The 18,700-nt window shown below is 47.3% G+C and carries 19 protein-coding genes; 18 read left to right on the forward strand and 1 reads right to left on the reverse strand.

Annotated elements, in window-relative coordinates:
• From FA954_RS03480 to FA954_RS03515, 8 genes are all read left to right on the forward strand, one after another.
• On the forward strand, positions 1 to 408 hold the full coding sequence (locus FA954_RS03480) for a 6-pyruvoyl trahydropterin synthase family protein (RefSeq protein ID WP_037996299.1): 408 nt from the start codon (positions 1 to 3) through the stop codon (positions 406 to 408).
• Positions 405 to 896 carry a preQ(1) synthase gene (gene queF, locus FA954_RS03485; RefSeq protein ID WP_037996297.1) on the forward strand — a complete coding sequence of 164 codons (492 nt, stop codon included), beginning with the start codon at positions 405 to 407 and terminating at the stop codon, positions 894 to 896. Before FA954_RS03480 ends, queF begins: the two co-directional genes overlap by 4 nt.
• Before the next feature lie 56 nt (positions 897 to 952).
• The gene (locus tag FA954_RS03490; protein WP_138614868.1) at positions 953 to 1,396 is read left to right on the forward strand and encodes a BrxA/BrxB family bacilliredoxin; all 444 of its coding nucleotides are present in this window, start codon (positions 953 to 955) and stop codon (positions 1,394 to 1,396) included.
• 103 nt (positions 1,397 to 1,499) lie between these two features.
• Entirely contained in the window at positions 1,500 to 2,504 is a 1,005-nt protein-coding gene (locus FA954_RS03495) for a glycine-rich domain-containing protein (protein WP_138614869.1), read from the forward strand.
• A gap of 202 nt (positions 2,505 to 2,706) precedes the next feature.
• The gene (locus tag FA954_RS03500) at positions 2,707 to 3,660 is read left to right on the forward strand and encodes an ABC transporter permease (protein ID WP_138614870.1); all 954 of its coding nucleotides are present in this window, start codon (positions 2,707 to 2,709) and stop codon (positions 3,658 to 3,660) included.
• Positions 3,650 to 4,597: an iron chelate uptake ABC transporter family permease subunit gene (locus FA954_RS03505; RefSeq protein ID WP_138614871.1), complete on the forward strand. Its 948-nt coding sequence runs from the start codon at positions 3,650 to 3,652 to the stop codon at positions 4,595 to 4,597. Before FA954_RS03500 ends, FA954_RS03505 begins: the two co-directional genes overlap by 11 nt.
• Positions 4,594 to 5,352 carry an iron ABC transporter ATP-binding protein gene (locus FA954_RS03510; RefSeq protein ID WP_138614872.1) on the forward strand — a complete coding sequence of 253 codons (759 nt, stop codon included), beginning with the start codon at positions 4,594 to 4,596 and terminating at the stop codon, positions 5,350 to 5,352. The genes FA954_RS03505 and FA954_RS03510 overlap by 4 nt, the downstream gene beginning before the upstream one ends.
• A 151-nt stretch (positions 5,353 to 5,503) precedes the next feature.
• Positions 5,504 to 6,445 carry a siderophore ABC transporter substrate-binding protein gene (locus FA954_RS03515; protein ID WP_138614873.1) on the forward strand — a complete coding sequence of 314 codons (942 nt, stop codon included), beginning with the start codon at positions 5,504 to 5,506 and terminating at the stop codon, positions 6,443 to 6,445.
• A gap of 44 nt (positions 6,446 to 6,489) precedes the next feature.
• Here the strand turns inward: FA954_RS03515 and FA954_RS03520 are convergent, their stop codons facing one another.
• The gene (locus tag FA954_RS03520; RefSeq protein ID WP_138614874.1) at positions 6,490 to 7,206 is read right to left on the reverse strand and encodes an alpha/beta hydrolase; all 717 of its coding nucleotides are present in this window, start codon (positions 7,204 to 7,206) and stop codon (positions 6,490 to 6,492) included.
• 281 nt (positions 7,207 to 7,487) lie between these two features.
• On the opposite strand from FA954_RS03520, the gene FA954_RS03525 reads away from it, so the two are divergent.
• From FA954_RS03525 to FA954_RS03570, 10 genes are all read left to right on the forward strand, one after another.
• Entirely contained in the window at positions 7,488 to 8,846 is a 1,359-nt protein-coding gene (locus tag FA954_RS03525; RefSeq protein ID WP_121874483.1) for a YjiH family protein, read from the forward strand.
• A gap of 133 nt (positions 8,847 to 8,979) precedes the next feature.
• Positions 8,980 to 10,920 carry an AMP-binding protein gene (locus tag FA954_RS03530; RefSeq protein WP_138614875.1) on the forward strand — a complete coding sequence of 647 codons (1,941 nt, stop codon included), beginning with the start codon at positions 8,980 to 8,982 and terminating at the stop codon, positions 10,918 to 10,920.
• Positions 10,921 to 11,279: 359 nt separating this feature from the next.
• Positions 11,280 to 11,855 carry a hypothetical protein gene (locus FA954_RS03535; protein ID WP_231564617.1) on the forward strand — a complete coding sequence of 192 codons (576 nt, stop codon included), beginning with the start codon at positions 11,280 to 11,282 and terminating at the stop codon, positions 11,853 to 11,855.
• A 22-nt stretch (positions 11,856 to 11,877) separates the two neighbouring features.
• Positions 11,878 to 12,942, forward strand: a complete 1,065-nt coding sequence (locus tag FA954_RS03540) for an anti-sigma factor domain-containing protein (RefSeq protein ID WP_138614876.1) — start codon at positions 11,878 to 11,880, stop codon at positions 12,940 to 12,942.
• A 71-nt stretch (positions 12,943 to 13,013) separates the two neighbouring features.
• The gene (locus tag FA954_RS03545; RefSeq protein WP_037996279.1) at positions 13,014 to 13,277 is read left to right on the forward strand and encodes an AbrB/MazE/SpoVT family DNA-binding domain-containing protein; all 264 of its coding nucleotides are present in this window, start codon (positions 13,014 to 13,016) and stop codon (positions 13,275 to 13,277) included.
• 154 nt (positions 13,278 to 13,431) lie between these two features.
• The gene (locus FA954_RS03550; RefSeq protein ID WP_138614877.1) at positions 13,432 to 14,205 is read left to right on the forward strand and encodes an enoyl-CoA hydratase-related protein; all 774 of its coding nucleotides are present in this window, start codon (positions 13,432 to 13,434) and stop codon (positions 14,203 to 14,205) included.
• A gap of 85 nt (positions 14,206 to 14,290) precedes the next feature.
• Positions 14,291 to 15,448 carry a Leu/Phe/Val dehydrogenase gene (locus FA954_RS03555; protein ID WP_231855195.1) on the forward strand — a complete coding sequence of 386 codons (1,158 nt, stop codon included), beginning with the start codon at positions 14,291 to 14,293 and terminating at the stop codon, positions 15,446 to 15,448.
• 9 nt (positions 15,449 to 15,457) lie between these two features.
• Entirely contained in the window at positions 15,458 to 16,534 is a 1,077-nt protein-coding gene (pdhA, locus tag FA954_RS03560; protein ID WP_082240808.1) for a pyruvate dehydrogenase (acetyl-transferring) E1 component subunit alpha, read from the forward strand.
• Positions 16,531 to 17,508, forward strand: a complete 978-nt coding sequence (locus FA954_RS03565) for an alpha-ketoacid dehydrogenase subunit beta (RefSeq protein ID WP_037998365.1) — start codon at positions 16,531 to 16,533, stop codon at positions 17,506 to 17,508. The genes pdhA and FA954_RS03565 overlap by 4 nt, the downstream gene beginning before the upstream one ends.
• Before the next feature lie 15 nt (positions 17,509 to 17,523).
• Positions 17,524 to 18,696 (forward strand): dihydrolipoamide acetyltransferase family protein, encoded by a 1,173-nt coding sequence (locus tag FA954_RS03570; RefSeq protein WP_062843300.1) that lies wholly within the window; start codon positions 17,524 to 17,526, stop codon positions 18,694 to 18,696.
• Positions 18,697 to 18,700: the final 4 nt, after the last annotated feature.

Here is an 18,700-nt window from a genome sequence, read left to right on the forward strand (position 1 = left end):
ATGCGCGGCAAATACACGATGGTGAAACACTTTTGGATTTCCTGCGCCCACAGCATTCCGGGGGCCGGGAAATGTGAAAGAATTCACGGACATAACTATAAGGTCACTTTTTGTGTGGAAGGGTTTGAGTTGGACGAAAAGCATATGTTGATCGATTTCCGGCAAGTGAAACATGCCATCGAGAAAAAGTATGACCACCACTACTTAAATGATTTTCCGGAGTTTGATCCCGAGCAAACCGGAGTGGCCCCGTCCACCGAGAAAGTGGCGGAGGTGTTTTTCCGGATTATTGAAGGCTTGTGCCGGCAAAAATCGAATCAACCCCGGTGCAAATGGGTTGAGGTTGAAGAGACCAATGAAGCTTATGCCCGTTTTGAACGTGTGGATGAACAGGAGGAAAAGTCATGAGCGACAAGTCGAAAGAGGAATTGTCCCTGAAAGCGTTGGGGAATGACACCACTTACCATTTCGAATACAACCCCGGTTTGTTGGAGACGTTTGACAACCGTCATCCGGGGACGGATTATTTTGTGAAGTTCAACTGCCCGGAGTTCACCAGTTTATGTCCGATTACCGGTCAACCGGACTTTGCGACCATTTATCTCAGCTATGTTCCGGATCAAAAACTGGTGGAAAGCAAATCGCTGAAGTTGTATCTGTTCAGTTTTCGCAATCACGGCGATTTTCACGAAAACTGCATTGTCACGATCATGAAGGATTTGATTGAGAAGCTGGATCCCAAATACATCGAAGTATGGGGGAAATTTTTGCCCAGAGGCGGGATCAGCATCGATCCTTATGTGAACTATGGAAAACCGGGAACCCGGTGGGAAAAAATCGCCGAACAGCGTTTGGCGCTGCATGACCTGTATCCCGAAAAAGTGGACAATCGGTAAATGTTTCTTTTCTCTGTTTCCCGATTGGGATAGAATAGTGGGGAGGAGGGTTGGAAATGAGTGAAAACTTCTATATTCTGCAAATGCAGCAGATGGTTCAACATATGCGTGATGAATTGACCGGTGTCGGTTTCAAAGAGCTCCGCACTCCGGAAGAAGTGGATGAAGCTCTGCAGGGGGAAGGAGCCAAAGGAACCACCTTGGTGGCGGTGAACTCGGTTTGCGGTTGTGCAGCCGGTTTGGCCCGCCCGGCAGTGGCGCTTTCTTTGAAACATGACAAAGTTCCGGATCACTTGTATACCGTTTTTGCCGGACAAGACCGGGAAGCCACGGAACGGGCCCGTTCATATTTTGAAGGAATGCCCCCGTCTTCACCATCTTTTGCCTTGTTAAAAGACGGGAAACTGGTGCACATGGTGCATCGCCACGACATTGAAAATGTTCCGCTTGAGGAAATCGCCAAAAATCTGACGGATGCTTATGACCGTTATGTGGATTAAACCGATTCAGTCTCCCCTGTGATTTTGATAGGGGAGTTTTTTATATGTTCATATGCGATGAGGTGTTTTTTCAGTAAAATAGAGATGAAAGGATGGTGAAGGGATGGAGCTGATCGCCTTTTTTTTGGTTGCCATATTCATCATCACGGTGATCATTGTGAATGTGTTATACCGCTCGGCGAAAAAAGTCAATCATAAAAAGAGTTATGTTCTTGAAGATTTGGGGATTCAGCCCCGTCATGAGCTGAAAGAGGATGTGAAGGCACTGGCTCAACATTTGGAAAGCTCGTTTGTGGAAAGCTATGTGGAGCGGGTCAAAGAGCGGGTGATTCGCGAACACAAAATCGGCCTCACCGAATGGGAAAATCGCTTTTTCGAGTGGAAGCGCTATTTAGTCATGACTGCCATCTTGAAAAAAGTGCCCATGTACAGTGATGAGGTGGATGAAATTTGGCATGAAATGCTGATGTTCACCAGAGAATATGAAGAGTTTTCCAATCGGTATCTGGGAACGGTTTTGCATCATGAACCCAATTTGTCGGGGCAATCATTGAATACAGAAGAAAGAAGCTTTTTTGATTTGATTTACCTGCTTTTATTTCGTCCCACCAAATACAGTCACCATACGTGGGGTGCTTTTTTTCAGCATCCGCTTTCCAAATCACTTCTGAATGATTTTAAGCATTGCTCTGATCTGGAGTTAAAGGATAAATATTTTAATCCTCATGCCGGCAAAAAATTGGATCAAGCCGCTTGTATCATCGAAAATCTGATCCGGATTATTAAACGAAAACTGGAACAGGCTGAAAAACATGTGGTGAACCATGGAACTTCTGTCAAAGAATACCGGCGGCAGTTCAAAAAATACGGCTCTGCCAAAGATGATCCGGTTCTTGGAGCGATTTTTCTATCTTTGTATCATTCGGATACGTTTTATGGGAAATACCATGAGCTCTATAAAAGGTTCAAAGAAGACGACAGCAGTTTTATCATTTACTCTGCTTACACACCTGCCCATCACCATCATTCAGGAAATGAATCGCCCGGAGGAAACGGCGGGGAAAGCGGTTCTTCGGGAGACGGCAGTTCGTGTGGCAGCAGCATTTAACGGAAGAAAAAACACCGGTTTTCCTTTGAAAGGAGCCGGTGTTTTGTTTGATTAAATATTTATATAACATATAACAATCTGTTTTCAATATATAAATTCTATATTAAGTTGACAGATTTAGAAAAGTTGTTATGATAGATTTTAGTGAAAACGATTATCAATTGCATTTGACACGATTTTGAAAAACCTTGAGGGAATGTCGATGAAAAAAAGATATTTAATTTTGATTCTGCTGATTTTATCCGTCATTTCACTGTTTATTGGTGTGAAAGAGATTACGTTGCAAGGTTTGTTCAAGCTGGATCAGGAGGAGACAGAGATTCTTTTGATCAGCCGCATTCCAAGATTGATCAGCATCCTGATTTCCGGTGTCAGTATCAGTATATGCGGGCTGATTATGCAACAGATCAGCCAAAATAAATTTGTATCTCCCACAACGGCAGGGACCATGGATTCAGCCCGCTTGGGCATTTTGATCTCCATGCTTTGGTTCGGTTCGGCAAGTTTATTGGTCAAAATCAGCATCGCATTTCTCTTTGCGCTGGCTGGAACGCTGTTGTTTATGAAAATCCTTGACAAGATCAAACTGAAAGATGTGATTTTTGTTCCCTTGGTCGGTTTGATGTTTGGGAATATTATCAGTTCGGCTTCCACTTTTTTTGCTTATAAACATGATCTCATTCAAAATATGTCAAGCTGGCTGCAAGGGGACTTTTCCATGATGATGCAAGGACGGTATGAAATTTTGTATATCAGCATTCCGTTGATGTTGATTGCATATTTTTATGCCGATCGTTTTACCATTGCAGGCATGGGAGAAGAATTTGCAAGGAATTTGGGGTTGAATTACAAACAAGTCATTCATGTCGGTTTAATCATTGTGGCAATGATCACATCTTCTGTTGTTCTTACGGTTGGAATGATTCCTTTTCTGGGATTGATTGTTCCCAACATCGTCTCCATTTACTATGGCGACCATGTGAGGAAAAACCTCCCGTACACGGCTCTTTTTGGTGCCATATTTGTTCTGGCTTGCGACATCCTGGGCCGGATTGTCATTTATCCGTTTGAAGTCTCGATCAGTCTTACCATTGGTGTAATCGGCAGCGCCATTTTCCTGTACTTGTTAATGAGGAGCAGATCGTATGAGTCATAGAGTCAAACTAACATCTTTAGGCATTTTCTCCGCTTTGCTGATCGTTATCTATCTGTTTATTGATCTGGGAAGCAATTGGGATTATGTCCTGCCGCGCCGTGGCATGAAGATCCTTGCCATCCTGCTTACAGGCAGTGCGATTGCCTTGTCTACGGTCATTTTTCAAACCATTACCCATAACCGGATTTTAACCCCGAGCATCATGGGATTGGATTCCCTGTACGTGTTTATTCAAACGGTCGTTATTTTCTTTTTGGGCTCCTCGACGCTCACCATGATGAGTAACCATTTCAATTTTTTGGTGACCGTAGCCGGAATGATATTGTTTGCCGTTTTGTTGTACCGTGTTTTTTTTCGCAAGGAAAAATACAATATTTATTTTTTGCTGTTGGTCGGCTTGATTTTCGGGATTTTGTTTGACAGTCTGTCGTCATTTATGCAGGTGTTGATTGATCCCAATGAGTTTTTGATTGTGCAGGACAAGATGTTTGCCAGTTTTAATAACATCAACACAGATCTTGTCTGGGCTTCCTGTATCTTGATTTTGGCAGTATTCCTGTATTTTATGCGGTTTTTCAAGTATTTGGATGTCATCTCTTTGGGAAAGGATCAGGCAGTCAATCTGGGAGTTGATTACAACCGGATCGTCAGACAACTTTTGATCATCGTATCTGTCCTGATCTCGATATCGACGGCTCTTGTCGGACCCATCATGTTTTTGGGCTTGTTGGTTGCCAACCTTTCCTATGAAATGTTTCGCACTTATAAGCACAGTTATCTGATCTTGGGAGCGGTTTTGATCAGTTTTGTTGCGCTTGTCGGCGGGCAAATGGCGGTGGAACGGATTTTCACTTTTGAAACGACGCTCAGTGTCATCATTAATTTTATCGGAGGTATTTATTTCATTTATCTGTTGTTAAAGGAGAATCGACTATGATTGAAGTGAAAAATATCTCAAAAAAATACGGGAAGAAAACGGTGTTGGAGGATATTTCCATCGCAATTCCCAAAGGAAAAATCACTTCATTTATCGGGCCCAACGGTGCAGGGAAAAGTACTTTGCTTTCGGTGATTTGCCGCTTGATCTTAAAAGACAACGGAGAAGTTTTTATCGACGGTCAGGAAATAAGCCAATACAAAAGTGAGGAACTTGCCAAAAAAATATCGATTCTCAAGCAGGAAAACCATTTGAATTTGCGTCTGACCATTCGGGAGCTGGTCTCTTTCGGCCGCTTTCCTTACTCTCAGGGCAGGCTGACTCAAGAAGACGAAAAGTACATAGATCATGCGATTCAATATATGAATTTATCTAATATTCAGCATAAGTATTTGGAACAATTGAGCGGAGGACAAAGACAGCGCGCTTATATAGCGATGACGATCGCTCAGGATACCGAATATATCTTGTTGGACGAGCCTTTGAACAATCTGGATATGAAGCATGCCGTTCAAATCATGAAAACACTGCAGAAACTGGTCAATGAGTTGGGAAAAACGATTTGTATCGTGATTCATGACATTAACTTTGCTTCTTGCTATTCCGACTACCTGATCGCACTTAAAGACGGCCGGGTGATCCGGGCCGGAAAGACGGATGAAATGATCACCCGTGATTCCTTAAAAGATATTTACGATATGGATATTGCCATTGAGGAAATCAATGATCAAAAAATCTGTGTTTATTATTCATAACAAGCATTTACCATCATCCTGCCAGGTGTGATTTCAAAAACCATGACTACCAGCTTCACGTGAAAGGGGGAGATAAAATTCAAAAAAGGACAGGGAATCAACCGGAAAACTTGATGATAGATAGTTTAATAAATGGAAGGGTGAAACGACAATGAGAAAGCTTTATGTATGGTTATTTGTTCTTATTTTGTCTGTTACCGGAGTTGCCTGCAGTAACAATGAAGCTGCTGATCCGTCTCAATCCGAAGCCGCGGAAAAAATAACGGTTGAGCATCAATTGGGAAAAACCGAGGTTACCAAAAATCCGCAAAAAGTGGTTGTCTTTGATTATGGAATTCTTGATTCTCTTGACAAACTGGGGATTGAACCGGCAGCTTTGCCGAAATCGTCCAATCTTCCGGATTACTTATCCAAATATGAAGATGATAAATATGTCAATATCGGGAGCTTGAAAGAGCCGGATTTTGAAAAGCTGAGTGAAATCGGGCCGGATCTGATCATTATTTCCGGACGTCAACAAAACTTATATAAAGAGTTCCAGGAGATTGCGCCAACCATTTTTATGGGAGTCGACTTCAACAATTATATGGGATCATTTGAGAAAAACATGCAAACTTTGGGTAAAATCTTTGGCAAAGAGGATGAAATCAACCAAGAGCTTACTGCAATTAAAAGTTCCATTGACCAGCTGAACAAGAAAGCAAAAGAGAGTGGAAAAAATGCACTGGTCATCCTGGCCAATGACAATAAAATCAGTGCCTACGGGCCCAATTCCCGTTATGGTTTGATACATGACGTGTTTGGAATGGCACCGGCAGATGCCCAGATCGAAGCATCCACCCACGGGCAAAGCATTTCTTTTGAATATATTGCAGAAAAAAATCCGGACTATCTGTATGTCGTTGACCGCAGCGCTGCAGTGGGGAATAAAGCCGCTGCCAAACAAACCGTGGAAAACGAACTGGTGAAAAAGACGAAAGCATATCAAGAAGGAAACATTGTCTATCTTGATCCCAATCTGTGGTATCTTTCCGGCGGCGGGCTCCGGTCGGTCGGCAAAATGGCACAAGAAATTGAACAAAGCATCAAATAAACGGAAACAGCCATCTGTAAAATCACAGATGGCTGTTTTTTGCTTCAGGAAAAAAAGGTTTTCAACACATCCGGGAGATCCCGTTGCCAGAACCCCCAGGTGTGATCTCCGTCTTTTTCAGCATATTGCACCCGGGCTTCTTTTTCCTTTAAATAACGATGGACTTCCCGGTTGCGGGCCAAGAGGTCCAGATCCCCCATATGGGTGGGAACTTTCGTTTCAGAGGTTCCGACCGATTGATAGATGCGCAAATGGGAAAGCGTGTCTTGCTGCAGGATTTCTTCACAGGTTTCTTCCAAAAAGGCCCCCGACTGGGCAAAGACATTGACCACCTGTTCCGGATGTTGCAAGGCAATGTGCAACGAAACCGTTCCACCCAGTGATGAACCGCCGATCACCAACTTTTCTTTTTCCCGGGAGACGGGATATTTATCACGGAGCAAAGGGAGGAGTTCTTCCATCACCATTTGGATATGTCCGGATTGTTGTTTTCCAACAGGGGAGTATTGGGAGATCCGTTTCTTTTTGTCCACCGGAATGGCTGCCATGGCAAAGGGTTGGAGCTCCCCGTTTGCAATCATTTGGGTGGCCTGAGTCACCACGCGTCCCAAGTTGAAGTAATCAGGCCCGTCATGAAGAAGGACCAGCGGATATTCCCGGACGGATGATGGCTCTTCTTCGGGAAGAAAAATCAGTATTTCTTTTGTTTCATCGAGATGTTTGCTGTCAAGTACTTCTTTTTTGATGGTCCGCTTGATCATACTTGTATAGTCCCCTTTTGGATGAAAGTCGTTTAATACTACTATACCTTATTTTTGCTATATTTTCCTATTGATTATTTATATCGTATTTTTGTATATTTATACTATGTTATTAAAAAAATAATATTGTTATCCATTTATCTCTGTTTTTAATATGTATAAACAATTCATATGGATCAAATTGGTCGGAAAAATGTATCTTTTCTTTTTTATAAAATAATTATAAGATTTATGTATCTATGTCTTTATCTATACGCAGATGTTGAGGTGATCCAGTCGATATGGAAAATGTTCAGAAAGGGACGCGCCCGGTGACGAGCTATTTGAAATTTATCATCCCATCGTTCATCGGTATCATCTTATTTATGATTCCGATCTCCATCGGGGGGGAAATGACCATTCCTGTCGCCATGCTGGCCAAATGGCTGCAGGCGTTGCTGGCGGACGTCCTGCCGGCTTTGGCAACGATCATGATCTTGGTTTCCGCAGTGCTCACGCTCATGGGATCTTTTATCAAACCATCCTGGATCGTGGATCGCCCCTTTCTAAAAAGCTTGTTTCACGTGTCGGTGTTTTGGGCGGTCACCCGTGTTTTGGGAGCGGTATTGGCCGTGCTGACGCTGTTTCAGTGGGGGCCGGATTGGGTGTGGTCGGAAAATACAGGCGGTTTGTTGCTGTATGACCTGATTCCCGTATTGTTTACCGTGTTTATTTTTGCCGGACTTTTCATGCCTTTTTTGATGGATTTTGGATTGCTGGAAATGACGGGAACGTTATTGACGCGATTGATGCGTCCACTATTCAAACTTCCCGGACGGGCTTCCATTGACTGTCTGGCATCCTGGCTGGGGGATGGAACGATCGGGGTACTGCTCACCAACAAGCAATATGAAGACGGCTTTTATACCAAGCGGGAGGCGGCTGTCATCGGAACGACGTTTTCCGTGGTGTCCATCACTTTTACCATTGTCGTTTTGGAACAGATCGGATTGGGACATTTGTTCGGGCCTTATTATTTAACCATTTCATTGGCCGGGTTGGTGGCGGCGATTGTTTTGCCGCGGATCCCTCCGTTGTCCCGGAAAGAGGATACGTATTATGACGGGTTGAAAGGGAACCTGAATGAAACGTTTCCGGAAGGCTTTTCCGTGTGGCAATGGGGCGTGCACCAAGCCGTGGAACGTGCGCGCAGCATGCAGTTTAAAGATGTTTTCCAAAACGGGTTTAAAAATATCCTCGATATGTGGTTCGGCGTCTTGCCGGTTGTAATGGCCTTTGGGACGACTGCGGTGATTATCGCGGAATATACGCCGCTGTTTAAATGGCTGGGATTGCCGTTTGTCCCGATTTTATCCTTGTTGAACATCCCGGAAGCAAGCGAGGCGGCTCAAACGGTTGTGGTCGGCTTTGCGGATATGTTTCTTCCTTCCGTGATTGCAAGCGGAGCGATTGAAAGTGAATTGACCCGGTTTGTCATTGCCTGTCTCTCGGTGACCCAATTGATTTACATGTCCGAAGTGGGCGGGTTGTTGTTGGGATCCAAGGTCCCTGTTGATTTCAAAGATCTGGTAATTTTGTTCCTGCAGCGTACGTTGCTTACGTTGCCCATTATCGCCTTGATGGCTCATCTGATTTTTTGACGGAACCTGGGCGGGCTTTCTGTGATAAGCAGAAAGCCCGTTTTTTTTACGCGTATATCCTTTTTGCTTAATCTTTTAAATACATTTAAAATAATGATGAGTCATTTTATTTCAGATAGGAGTGATATGGGCGATGAGTCATGAGCCGGCCTGGGTTCCGACCCCTGAACAAACGAAAAAGACCCGTCTTTATCAATGGATGAACCGGCTGGGTTATCAGGATTATGACGCTTTTTACCGGGACAGTGTCAAAAATATTGCCTGGTTTTGGGATGAAGCGGTCAAAGATATGCAATTGAGATGGCAGGTTCCGTATCGTCAAGTGATGGACATGAGCGACGGCATTTTATGGACCCGTTGGTTTGTTGGCGGGAAACTCAATATTTCGGAAAATTGCTTGGACCGGTTTGTCGATGATCCATCGTCCCGTCACCGGATTGCGCTGATCTGGGAAGGCGATAACGGGGAGTGCCGGAAATATTCGTACCGGGATTTATGGCTGGAAGTGAACCGGATTGCAGGCGGTTTTAGAAAGCTGGGAATAAAGCCGGGTGACCGGGTTGCCATATATCTGCCTATGATTGCGGAAAATGTGATTGCCATGTTGGCGGTTGCCAGGATTGGTGCGATCTTTATCCCTTGTTTTTCCGGATACGGTGCCGATGCGGTGGCCACCCGGATTCAAGGGTGCCAGGCCAAATGGCTGATCACGGCGGATGGGTTCTACCGCCGTGGAAAAATGGTCCGGATGAAAGAAGAAGCTGATCTGGCGGCGGATCAATCGCCATCCGTTGAGAAAGTGATTGTGGTACGGCGGACCAACCGGGAGTGCCCGGCAAGGGACAGGGATGTAGATTGGGACCGGTTGCGGACAGATTTGAAAGCGCTGTCACCCCATCCCACGGCGGCGGATGATCCGGTGATGATTATTTATACTTCCGGGACCACCGGCAAACCGAAGGGAACGGTCCATGTGCATGCGGGGTTTCCGGTGAAAGCGGCTTTTGATGCGGGATACATGTTTGATGTGGGACCGGGGGATGTGTTGTTTTGGGTGACGGACATGGGGTGGATGATGGGCCCTTGGATGGTTTTCGGGGCTTTGATGATGGGAAGCACCATGATTGTCTATGAGGGAACGCCGGATTATCCGGCACCGGACCGTTTGTGGCAGTTGGTCGAAAAAAACGGGGTCACTCACTTGGGAATTTCCCCGACCTTGATCCGGGCGTTAATGAAACATGGGGACCAGTGGCATGAAAAATGGGATTTAAGCAGCCTGCGCGTTTTTGGTTCAACGGGGGAACCTTGGAATCCGGAGCCGTGGCATTGGCTGTTTGAACGCGTCGGCAAAAAGAAAGTGCCCATTTTCAATTATTCCGGCGGAACCGAAATCTCCGGCGGCATTTTAGGCAATCATTTTTTCAAACCCATTGTTCCGTGCGGGTTTGCCGGTCCCATTTTGGGAATGGATGTGGAAGTGTTTGATGATTCGGGCCGCCCGGTCCGCGGGCAAGTGGGGGAGCTGGTTTTGCGTCAGCCTTGGGTGGGTATGACGCGAAGCTTCTGGCAGGATGACCGGCGGTATGAACAAGCTTATTGGAGTCGCTGGCCGAATGTGTGGCTGCACGGGGACTGGGTGTATATCGATGATGAAAAGAACTGGTTTATCACCGGACGTTCGGATGACACGCTGAAAATTGCGGGAAAACGGTTGGGGCCGGCAGAAATGGAATCGGTTCTGGTCAATCATCCCCTGGTGGCGGAAGCCGCTACCATCGGAATTCCGGATGCGGAAAAAGGGGAAAGTGCTGTCTGCTTTGTCGTTTTAAAAGGCGAGGCACCCAAAGGGTTGGAAGAAGAGTTGATCCGGTTTGTGGCCCAAAAAATGGGAAAAGCATTAAAACCGAAGCGGGTATGGGTGGTGGACGAACTGCCCAAGACCCGGAATGGAAAAATTGTGCGCCGCGTGATCCGGGCTGCCTATATAGGAGAAGACACCGGCGATCTGTCTTCGCTGGAAAACACAGAGACCGTTGAGGCGATTCGCCGGTTGGCCGGAAACGAAAAATAAGATTTTCATAAATATGATAAAATATATATATTTAAGCGATACGAATTTGCTTGCATTGCAGAATGAACCGGTTTTTGGTTCATTCTGTTTTTTGTTGTTGATAAAATGATCGCTTTTGTCTATATAATGGAGGGAATGATCCGTGATACAATGATACTGATCCATAAAATGGACAGAAAAACAGAGAAGCCGTGCGAATGAATACATAGGAGAGGTGTCGGTATTGCATGTTCCGGGGAACAGATTTAGAAACACGTGTGCTTCAGGTGCAAGAAACACACTCTCCAGACAAACGAGACGATCTGCTTAGGGAACTGGAACCACATGTGCGCAGAATCGCTTCACGTGTTTGCAGGAGGGTGATCACTAAGCAGGATGACGAGTACATGATCGCTTACAAAGCTTTGGATGAAGCGATCAGTGGCTACAGCTCAGGATTTCAGGCAACATTCATGTCCTTTGCGTACAAAGTGATCCATCGGCGGTTGGTGGATTATTTCCGGCAGGAGGCAAAGCATCAGAAAACGGTGCCCCTTTTGACTTCCGGTCCAAATGAGGAAGAGATCCAAAACCAGGAAGTGGTGGCCAAAGCCTTTGAAAGTTACCGGGACGAAGAACTGAGCAAAATGCGCCGCCTTGAGATCGAAATTTTTAAAAAAGCGTTGGCCAAGCAAGGGATCACTTTGGATGAATTGGTCAAAAAAAGCCCGAAACACCGGGATACACGCGAAAATTTATTCCACGTGGCGAAAAAGCTGGTGTCTGAGAAGGAGCTTTTGCACAAATTCCTGCACCAAAAAAAGCTGGATAAAGAGATTGCCTCATATTTGGGAATGCATCGCCGAACTTTGAATCGGCACAGAAAATACCTGACGGCTCTTACCATTGTCATGACGGAAGATTTAGCCCTTGTGCGAAGCTATTTGGGTCTGTAAGGGTAAGAAAGGGGGCGAATGAATGCGGAAAGGAGTTATCATGGAAGTTCGGCCGCGCCATTGGATTGTGATGACACCGGATGGCGAGTTTGTTCGTGTGCCGAGAACAAACATGGAGCTGACCGTGGGAGAAGAAGTGGAGTTTCCCATGGTTGTGAATCGTTCTTCCGCATGGAAGAGAAAGCCTTGGATCGCGGCGATCAGTGCCGGCGTGGCAGCGATGATCGGAATGTTTTATGTTCTTCCCCAATTTTCGCCTTCCAAGGAAGCCCATGCAGAAGGATATATTTATTTGGATGTGAATCCCAGCATTGCGATTGGAATGGATAAAAACAAACATATCACCGAGGTCAAACCCTTAAACAAATCCGCTTTAAAAGTGCTTGGCGGTAAAAGTTACAAAAACGAGCAAGTGGACGAATTTGTGGAACATTTTTTGGATGAAGCGAAACAACAAGGTTTTTTGCATCCGAAAGACCAAATTGTTTTATCCGGTTACAATGATGAAGAAACAAGCGTGAGAACGTTGCAAGAGATCGAAACCATGATTGACGAGGAAAGCAAAGAAGAGAAACTGGAATTGCTTGTTCATACGCTGACGATGCCGAAATCGGTGAAGAAGAAAGCAGATGAAACCGGTTTGTCCCCGGCGAAATATGCCGTGTGGATGATTGCAAACAAAGAGGGGAAAAACCTGGATGTCAAAGAGATGGAAGAGATTCCGATAACGCAACTGGCTGAAGACATCAAGCCGGTATCCGATATTCTCAATCGGCCGCCATCGGAAGAAGAATGGGAAAGCATCATCAAAGATGAGAATCAACCCAAAACGGATCACAAAGACGATGCCCCCGCCAAAAAACCAGACAAAACCAGCAATGACTCTTCTTCGGGTTCCACCCGTGATCCGGCTTCTAATACCGATCAGGAGGAACCTGCAAACAAGGAGGAACCGGAGCAAACCGATTCCCAATCTCCATCAAAAGATCAGGATCAGAAGGCTAAACCTGCAGATGAAAAAACAGACTCCTCTTCCGATTCAAATACGTCGGGTCCAAAAGAGTCCAACATGGTGACGGATGAGTAAACCGGTTGAACTGGGGTTGCAAGCTGACACCTCCCACCAGCTTACAACAGAAATGAGAGGGGCCGATTTCGATGAAAGGGACTGGGATCGTAAGAAAAGTGGATCATCTGGGAAGGATCGTATTGCCAAAAGGCCTGAGGGATCTTTTGAATATTCATCCCAGCGACGGTGTTGAAGTGTTTGTGGATGATCAATATATTGTGCTGAAAAAATACGAGCCCAACTGCATTTTTTGCGGGAGTCTGGAAGAAGTGATCTACTATCGCGGAAAAATGATTTGCAAAAAATGTGTGGAGGAAACATCCAAAGTGATGATGAAAGGAGCGCCTGAGTAAGGGCGCTTTTTTTGGTGCATGTCTTCTTTATCTCACAACCGCTTCACCGTGACGGACTGACAAACAATCGCTTGTTTGGTAAAATGAAAACATATGATAAATAAATAATTTTTCGAAAAATGAAATCGCTTTCTTTACAAGGGGGAATATTCCAATGGATCAGCAAATGCTGTTGCTGGACAGGATGGAGCCGATCGCAAAAATAACGCTGAATCGCCCGAAGTCACTCAATGCCTTAAACTCCGGCCTGATGAAAAAACTGGCCGATGAATTGGAAGCGCTGGACCGGGACGAAGCGATCCGGGTGATTGTTTTGACCGGGAGTGAAAGGGCTTTCGCGGCGGGAGCCGACATTAATGAGTTGTCTGAAACCAAGCCGGTCGACTTTGTGATGAAACAATTTTTCCGGGATTGGGAACGGATCCGCAAAATCTCCAAACCTTTGATTGCGGCTGTCAACGGTTATGCTTTGGGCGGGGGCAATGAACTGGCGATGTGCTGTGATATGATCATTGCTTCCGACACGGCTCAATTTGGACAACCTGAAATTTTATTGGGAGTGATCCCCGGAGCCGGGGGAACCCAGCGCCTGACCAAAGCAGTCGGAACAAAAAAAGCGATGGAAATGATTTTGACCGGAAAAAGCATTTCGGCAGAAGAAGCCCTGCAGTGGAGATTGATCAATCGTGTGGTTCCCGCGGAGGATTTGGAAAAAGAGGCGCTGTCCCTTGCAAAAGAGATTGCGGAAAAGCCGCCTGTTGCAGTCCGGCTGGCCAAACAAGCGGTTTTAAAGGCGCAGGAACTTCCTTTGGAACACGGATTGAATTTGGAACAAAATGCTTTTTTCCTGCTCTTTTCCTCAGAAGACCAAAGCGAGGGTATGCGGGCGTTTTTGGAAAAAAGAAAACCGGAGTTTCGGGGGGTATAAGATCACACTTCCGGTTTTGGGCATATGATGAATTGAGAGATTTTCAGGCTTGTCAGTCAACTTGTTCAAAGTGGAGATGATAAGAATGGGAAGCATGAAAATCAATGAACAAATGCGGGGAGCTTTGCTGGAGGAAGCGAAGATGCGCGACGTGTTTGAAATGATGGACCGCTATGGCCATGAGCAGGTCATTTTTTGCCGTCATCCGCAAACCGGTCTCAAAGCGATCATCGCCTTGCATAATACAACCGCGGGACCGGCTTTGGGCGGATGCCGCATGATTCCGTATGCTTCGACGGACGAAGCCCTGGAGGATGTTTTGCGGTTGTCCAAAGGCATGACCTATAAATGCAGTCTGGCAGATGTGGACTTTGGCGGGGGAAAAATGGTCATTATTGGAGACCCGAAAAAAGATAAGTCGCCGGAGTTGTTTCGCGTGATCGGCCGTTTTGTGGGCGGGTTAAACGGCCGTTTCTATACCGGAACCGACATGGGAACCAACCCGGAAGATTTTGTCCATGCCGCCAGGGAATCGAAATCTTTTGCCGGATTGCCGAAATCGTACGGCGGAAGCGGGGACACATCCATTCCCACCGCGCTCGGGGTGTTTCATGGAATGCGGGCAACCGCCCGGTTTTTATGGGGGACGGATCAGCTGAAAGGGCGTGTGGTTGCCATCCAGGGAGTCGGCAAGGTGGGAGAGCGCTTGTTGCAGCTTTTGGTCGAAGCGGGGGCTTACTGCAAAATTGCCGATATCGATTCGGTGCGATGCGAACAGCTGAAAGAAAAGTATGGCGACAAGGTCCAAGTGGTGGATGTGAACCGGATTCACAAGGAGAGTTGCGATATTTTCTCGCCTTGCGCCAAAGGCGGCGTGGTCAATGATGACACCATTGACGAGTTTCGTTGCCTGGCCATTGTCGGATCCGCCAACAACCAACTGGTGGAAGACAGGCATGGGGCTTTGCTTCAAAAACGAAGCATTTGGTATGCGCCCGATTATCTGGTGAATGCCGGAGGGCTGATTCAAGTGGCTGATGAGCTGGAAGGCTTCCATGAAGAGAGAGTGCTTGCCAAAACCGAAGCGATTTATGACATGGTCCTGGATATTTTCCACCGGGCGAAAAATGAGAATATTCCCACTTGTGAAGCGGCGGACCGGATCGTGATGGAGCGTTTGAAAAAGTTAACCGATATTCGCCGGATTTTGTTGGAGGATTCCCGCAACAGCGCAAGGAGGTAAAAACCATTGATGGAACTGATGACCAAGGATGAAGTCTGCCATCTTTCCCCGGATGGCCATTTGACGGAATCGGGAAAGGAAATCTGGAACCGGTTGAGTGTGGAAAAGAAAAAAGACTTTTACCGGTGGATGGCCTTCGTCCGCCATTTTGACCGGCGGTCGGTTTTCTTGCAACGGCAAGGGAGAATCGGAACCTATGCCCCTTTGGAAGGACAGGAAGCGGCGCAGGTCGGAAGTTCCTTGGCCTTGCAAAAAAAAGATTGGATTTTTCCGAGTTACCGGGAACACGGGGTGGCGATGATTGCCGGAATGCCGTTGTCTCAAATCTTGCTTTATTGGATGGGCAGGGTCGAAGGATGCAAAGCCCCGGAAGAAATTCGCTTATTGCCTCCTTCCGTGCCGATTGCCACCCATCTTCCGCATGCAGTCGGAACGGCCTGGGCATCGAAATTGAAAAAAGAGGACAGCATCGCGGTCTGTTACTTTGGGGACGGGGCCACATCCGAAGGGGATTTTCACGAAGCTTGCAATTTTGCAGGGGTTTTCAACATCCCGGTGATTTTTTTCTGCCAAAATAACGGCTATGCCATCAGTGTGCCGTTTTCGCGCCAGTCGGCGTCAAAGACGGTGGCCGAAAAGGCGAAAGCGTATAACTTTCCGGGAATCCGCGTCGATGGAAATGACGTTTTGGCCGTGTATGATGTGATGTCTAAAGCCGTCGCGCGTGCCCGTGCCGGGGAAGGACCGACCTTGATCGAAGCCGTGACTTACCGCTTCGGTCCGCACACCACGGCCGATGATGCCACGCGTTACCGCCCGCCGGAAGAAGTGGAAGAATGGGTGAACGAAAAAGATCCTTTGCTGAGATATACCCGCCTGTTGAAAAAGGAAGGGTTGTTGACGGACGAAGAGGAGAAAACGTGGGAAGAAACCTGCAAAGAGAAAATGGATCAAGCCATTTCCCGGGCGGAAAAAGAAGAGCCGGTCCCTCCCGGGCATATGTTTGCGCATGTATATGAAACCTTATCCGCAAATGAAAAGAGACAAAAACTGGAGCTTTTGGAAGAGAGGGATTATCGTCGATGAAACCAAAAACCATGGTGCAAGCCATATGCGATGCGCTGAAGGTGGCATTGGAGACCGACCCGCGGGTGATTTTGCTAGGGGAAGATATCGGGAAAAACGGAGGGGTTTTCCGAGCGACGGAAGGATTGTGGGAATTGTTCGGAGAGGAGAGGGTGATGGACACCCCGCTTGCGGAAGCGGGCATCATCGGTTCCTCCATCGGACTGGCTGTAGGCGGGTTTCGTCCGGTGGCGGAAGTGCAATTCATGGGTTTTATTTATCCGGCGATGGAACAGCTGGTGACGCATGCCGCGCGCTTGCGGACAAGGACACAAGGAAGGTATCCGGCTTCCATGGTCGTGCGCGTTCCGTATGGCGGGGGGATCCGGGCGCCCGAATTGCACTCTGATTCCACGGAAAGCTTATTTGTCCACATTCCCGGATTGAAAGTCTTGGCCCCTTCAACTCCGAAAGACGCCAAAGGGCTTTTGCTTGCCGCCATTCAAGATCCGGATCCGGTTTTGTTTTTGGAACCGATGCAGTTGTACCGTTCGGTGAAAGAAGAAGTTCCCGAAGGGTGGTATGAGGTTCCGATCGGCCAAGCGCGGAAAGTGACGGACGGGGAAGATGTCACCCTGATTGCATGGGGAACCATGGTGCCGGTGGCGAAAAAAGCGGCAGAAGCAGGAAAAAAAGAAGGAATCTCCTGTGATTTGATTGATTTGCGTTCCTTGTCGCCATTGGATGAAGAGACGATTATTCACTCTGTCAAAAAAACGGGGCGGGTCGTCATTGTCCATGAAGCCCCCCGAACCGCCGGGGTTGGAGCGGAGTTGACGGCACTGATCAATGAACAAGCTTTTCTGTACCTGGAAGCCCCGGTGACCCGGGTGACCGGTTATGACGTGCCGGTGCCGATGTATGCATTGGAAGATGATTTCCGCCCGGATGTGAAACGGGTGTATCAAGCGATTCGCCAGGTCGTTTCTTATTGAGGGGGGAGAGAAGAAGTGGCAGTGAAATTTTGTTTGCCGGATATCGGCGAAGGGGTGACAGAAGCCGAAATCATCCGCTGGCTGGTGAAAGAAGGAGAGAAAATCGAAGAAAATCAACCGGTTTTGGAAGTGCAGACCGATAAAGCAGTCGTGGAATTGCCCGCGCCTGCCGGCGGAAAAATCATGCGGTTGAAATGGACCGAAGGGCAAGTGGTACCCGTTGGGGAAGTTTTGTATGAACTGGAAGAAGACGAAACCGTTGCCCGCCCGGTGGCCCCGCAGAAGAAAAAGAAAAAAAGAGTTTTGGCAACCCCCTCCACGCGGCGTCTGGCCAGGGAACACGGAGTGGATATCAATGAAATCAAGGGAACGGGGGAACATGGGCGGGTCACCAAAGAAGATGTCCTCCGCCATGTGAACCGGAACAAGGAGAGGCCGGTATCCGGTATCCTCCCTCCGAAAGTGGAAGTTCCCACTCAGGAAGTGGTGGAGGAAGATTTGTCACCGACGCGGCGGGTGATCGGGGACCGGCTGCTTTATTCGGTGACCCGCAAGCCGCATGCGACCCATTTTGATGAATTGTCGGCAGATGGTTTGGTCCGGTGGTACGAACAACAAAAACAAGCGTCGGCCAATGATCCGTCGTTGCCCAAATTAACTTATATGGCCGTTTTGGCAAAATTAGTCGCCGTGACATTGAAACACCATCCCCGGTTTAATGCCCATTATGATGAGGAAAATCAGCGCATCCGGCAGTTTTCGTCCATTTCGCTGGGAATGGCGGTGGATGCCCCGGGAGGACTCGTCGTTCCGGTGATTCAACAGGCCGAGCAAAAAAGCATCGACCAGCTGGCGGAAGAAATCGGAAGATTGACCCAACTGGCAAGAGAAGGGAAGCTTTCGCTGGATCAAATGAAGGGAAGCACTTTTACCATCAGCAATGCCGGGGCTTTGGGGGGAGAATGGGCGACCCCGATCATCCAGCCCCCGGAGGTGGCCATACTTGCCTTGCACCGGATCGGGGAAAAACCGGTCGTGGAACATAACCAGCTAACCGTCGGATGGCGGATGAACGTCTCGCTCAGTTTCGATCACCGGGTGTTGGACGGAGCCGATGCCATCCGTTTTACACAAACTTTGGGCGAATATACCCGGGATCCCGGAAAGTTGTTGCGGGAACTCATTTGACAAA

This window comes from Thermoactinomyces vulgaris (assembly GCF_005886755.1).
Classification (GTDB): domain Bacteria; phylum Bacillota; class Bacilli; order Thermoactinomycetales; family Thermoactinomycetaceae; genus Thermoactinomyces; species Thermoactinomyces vulgaris.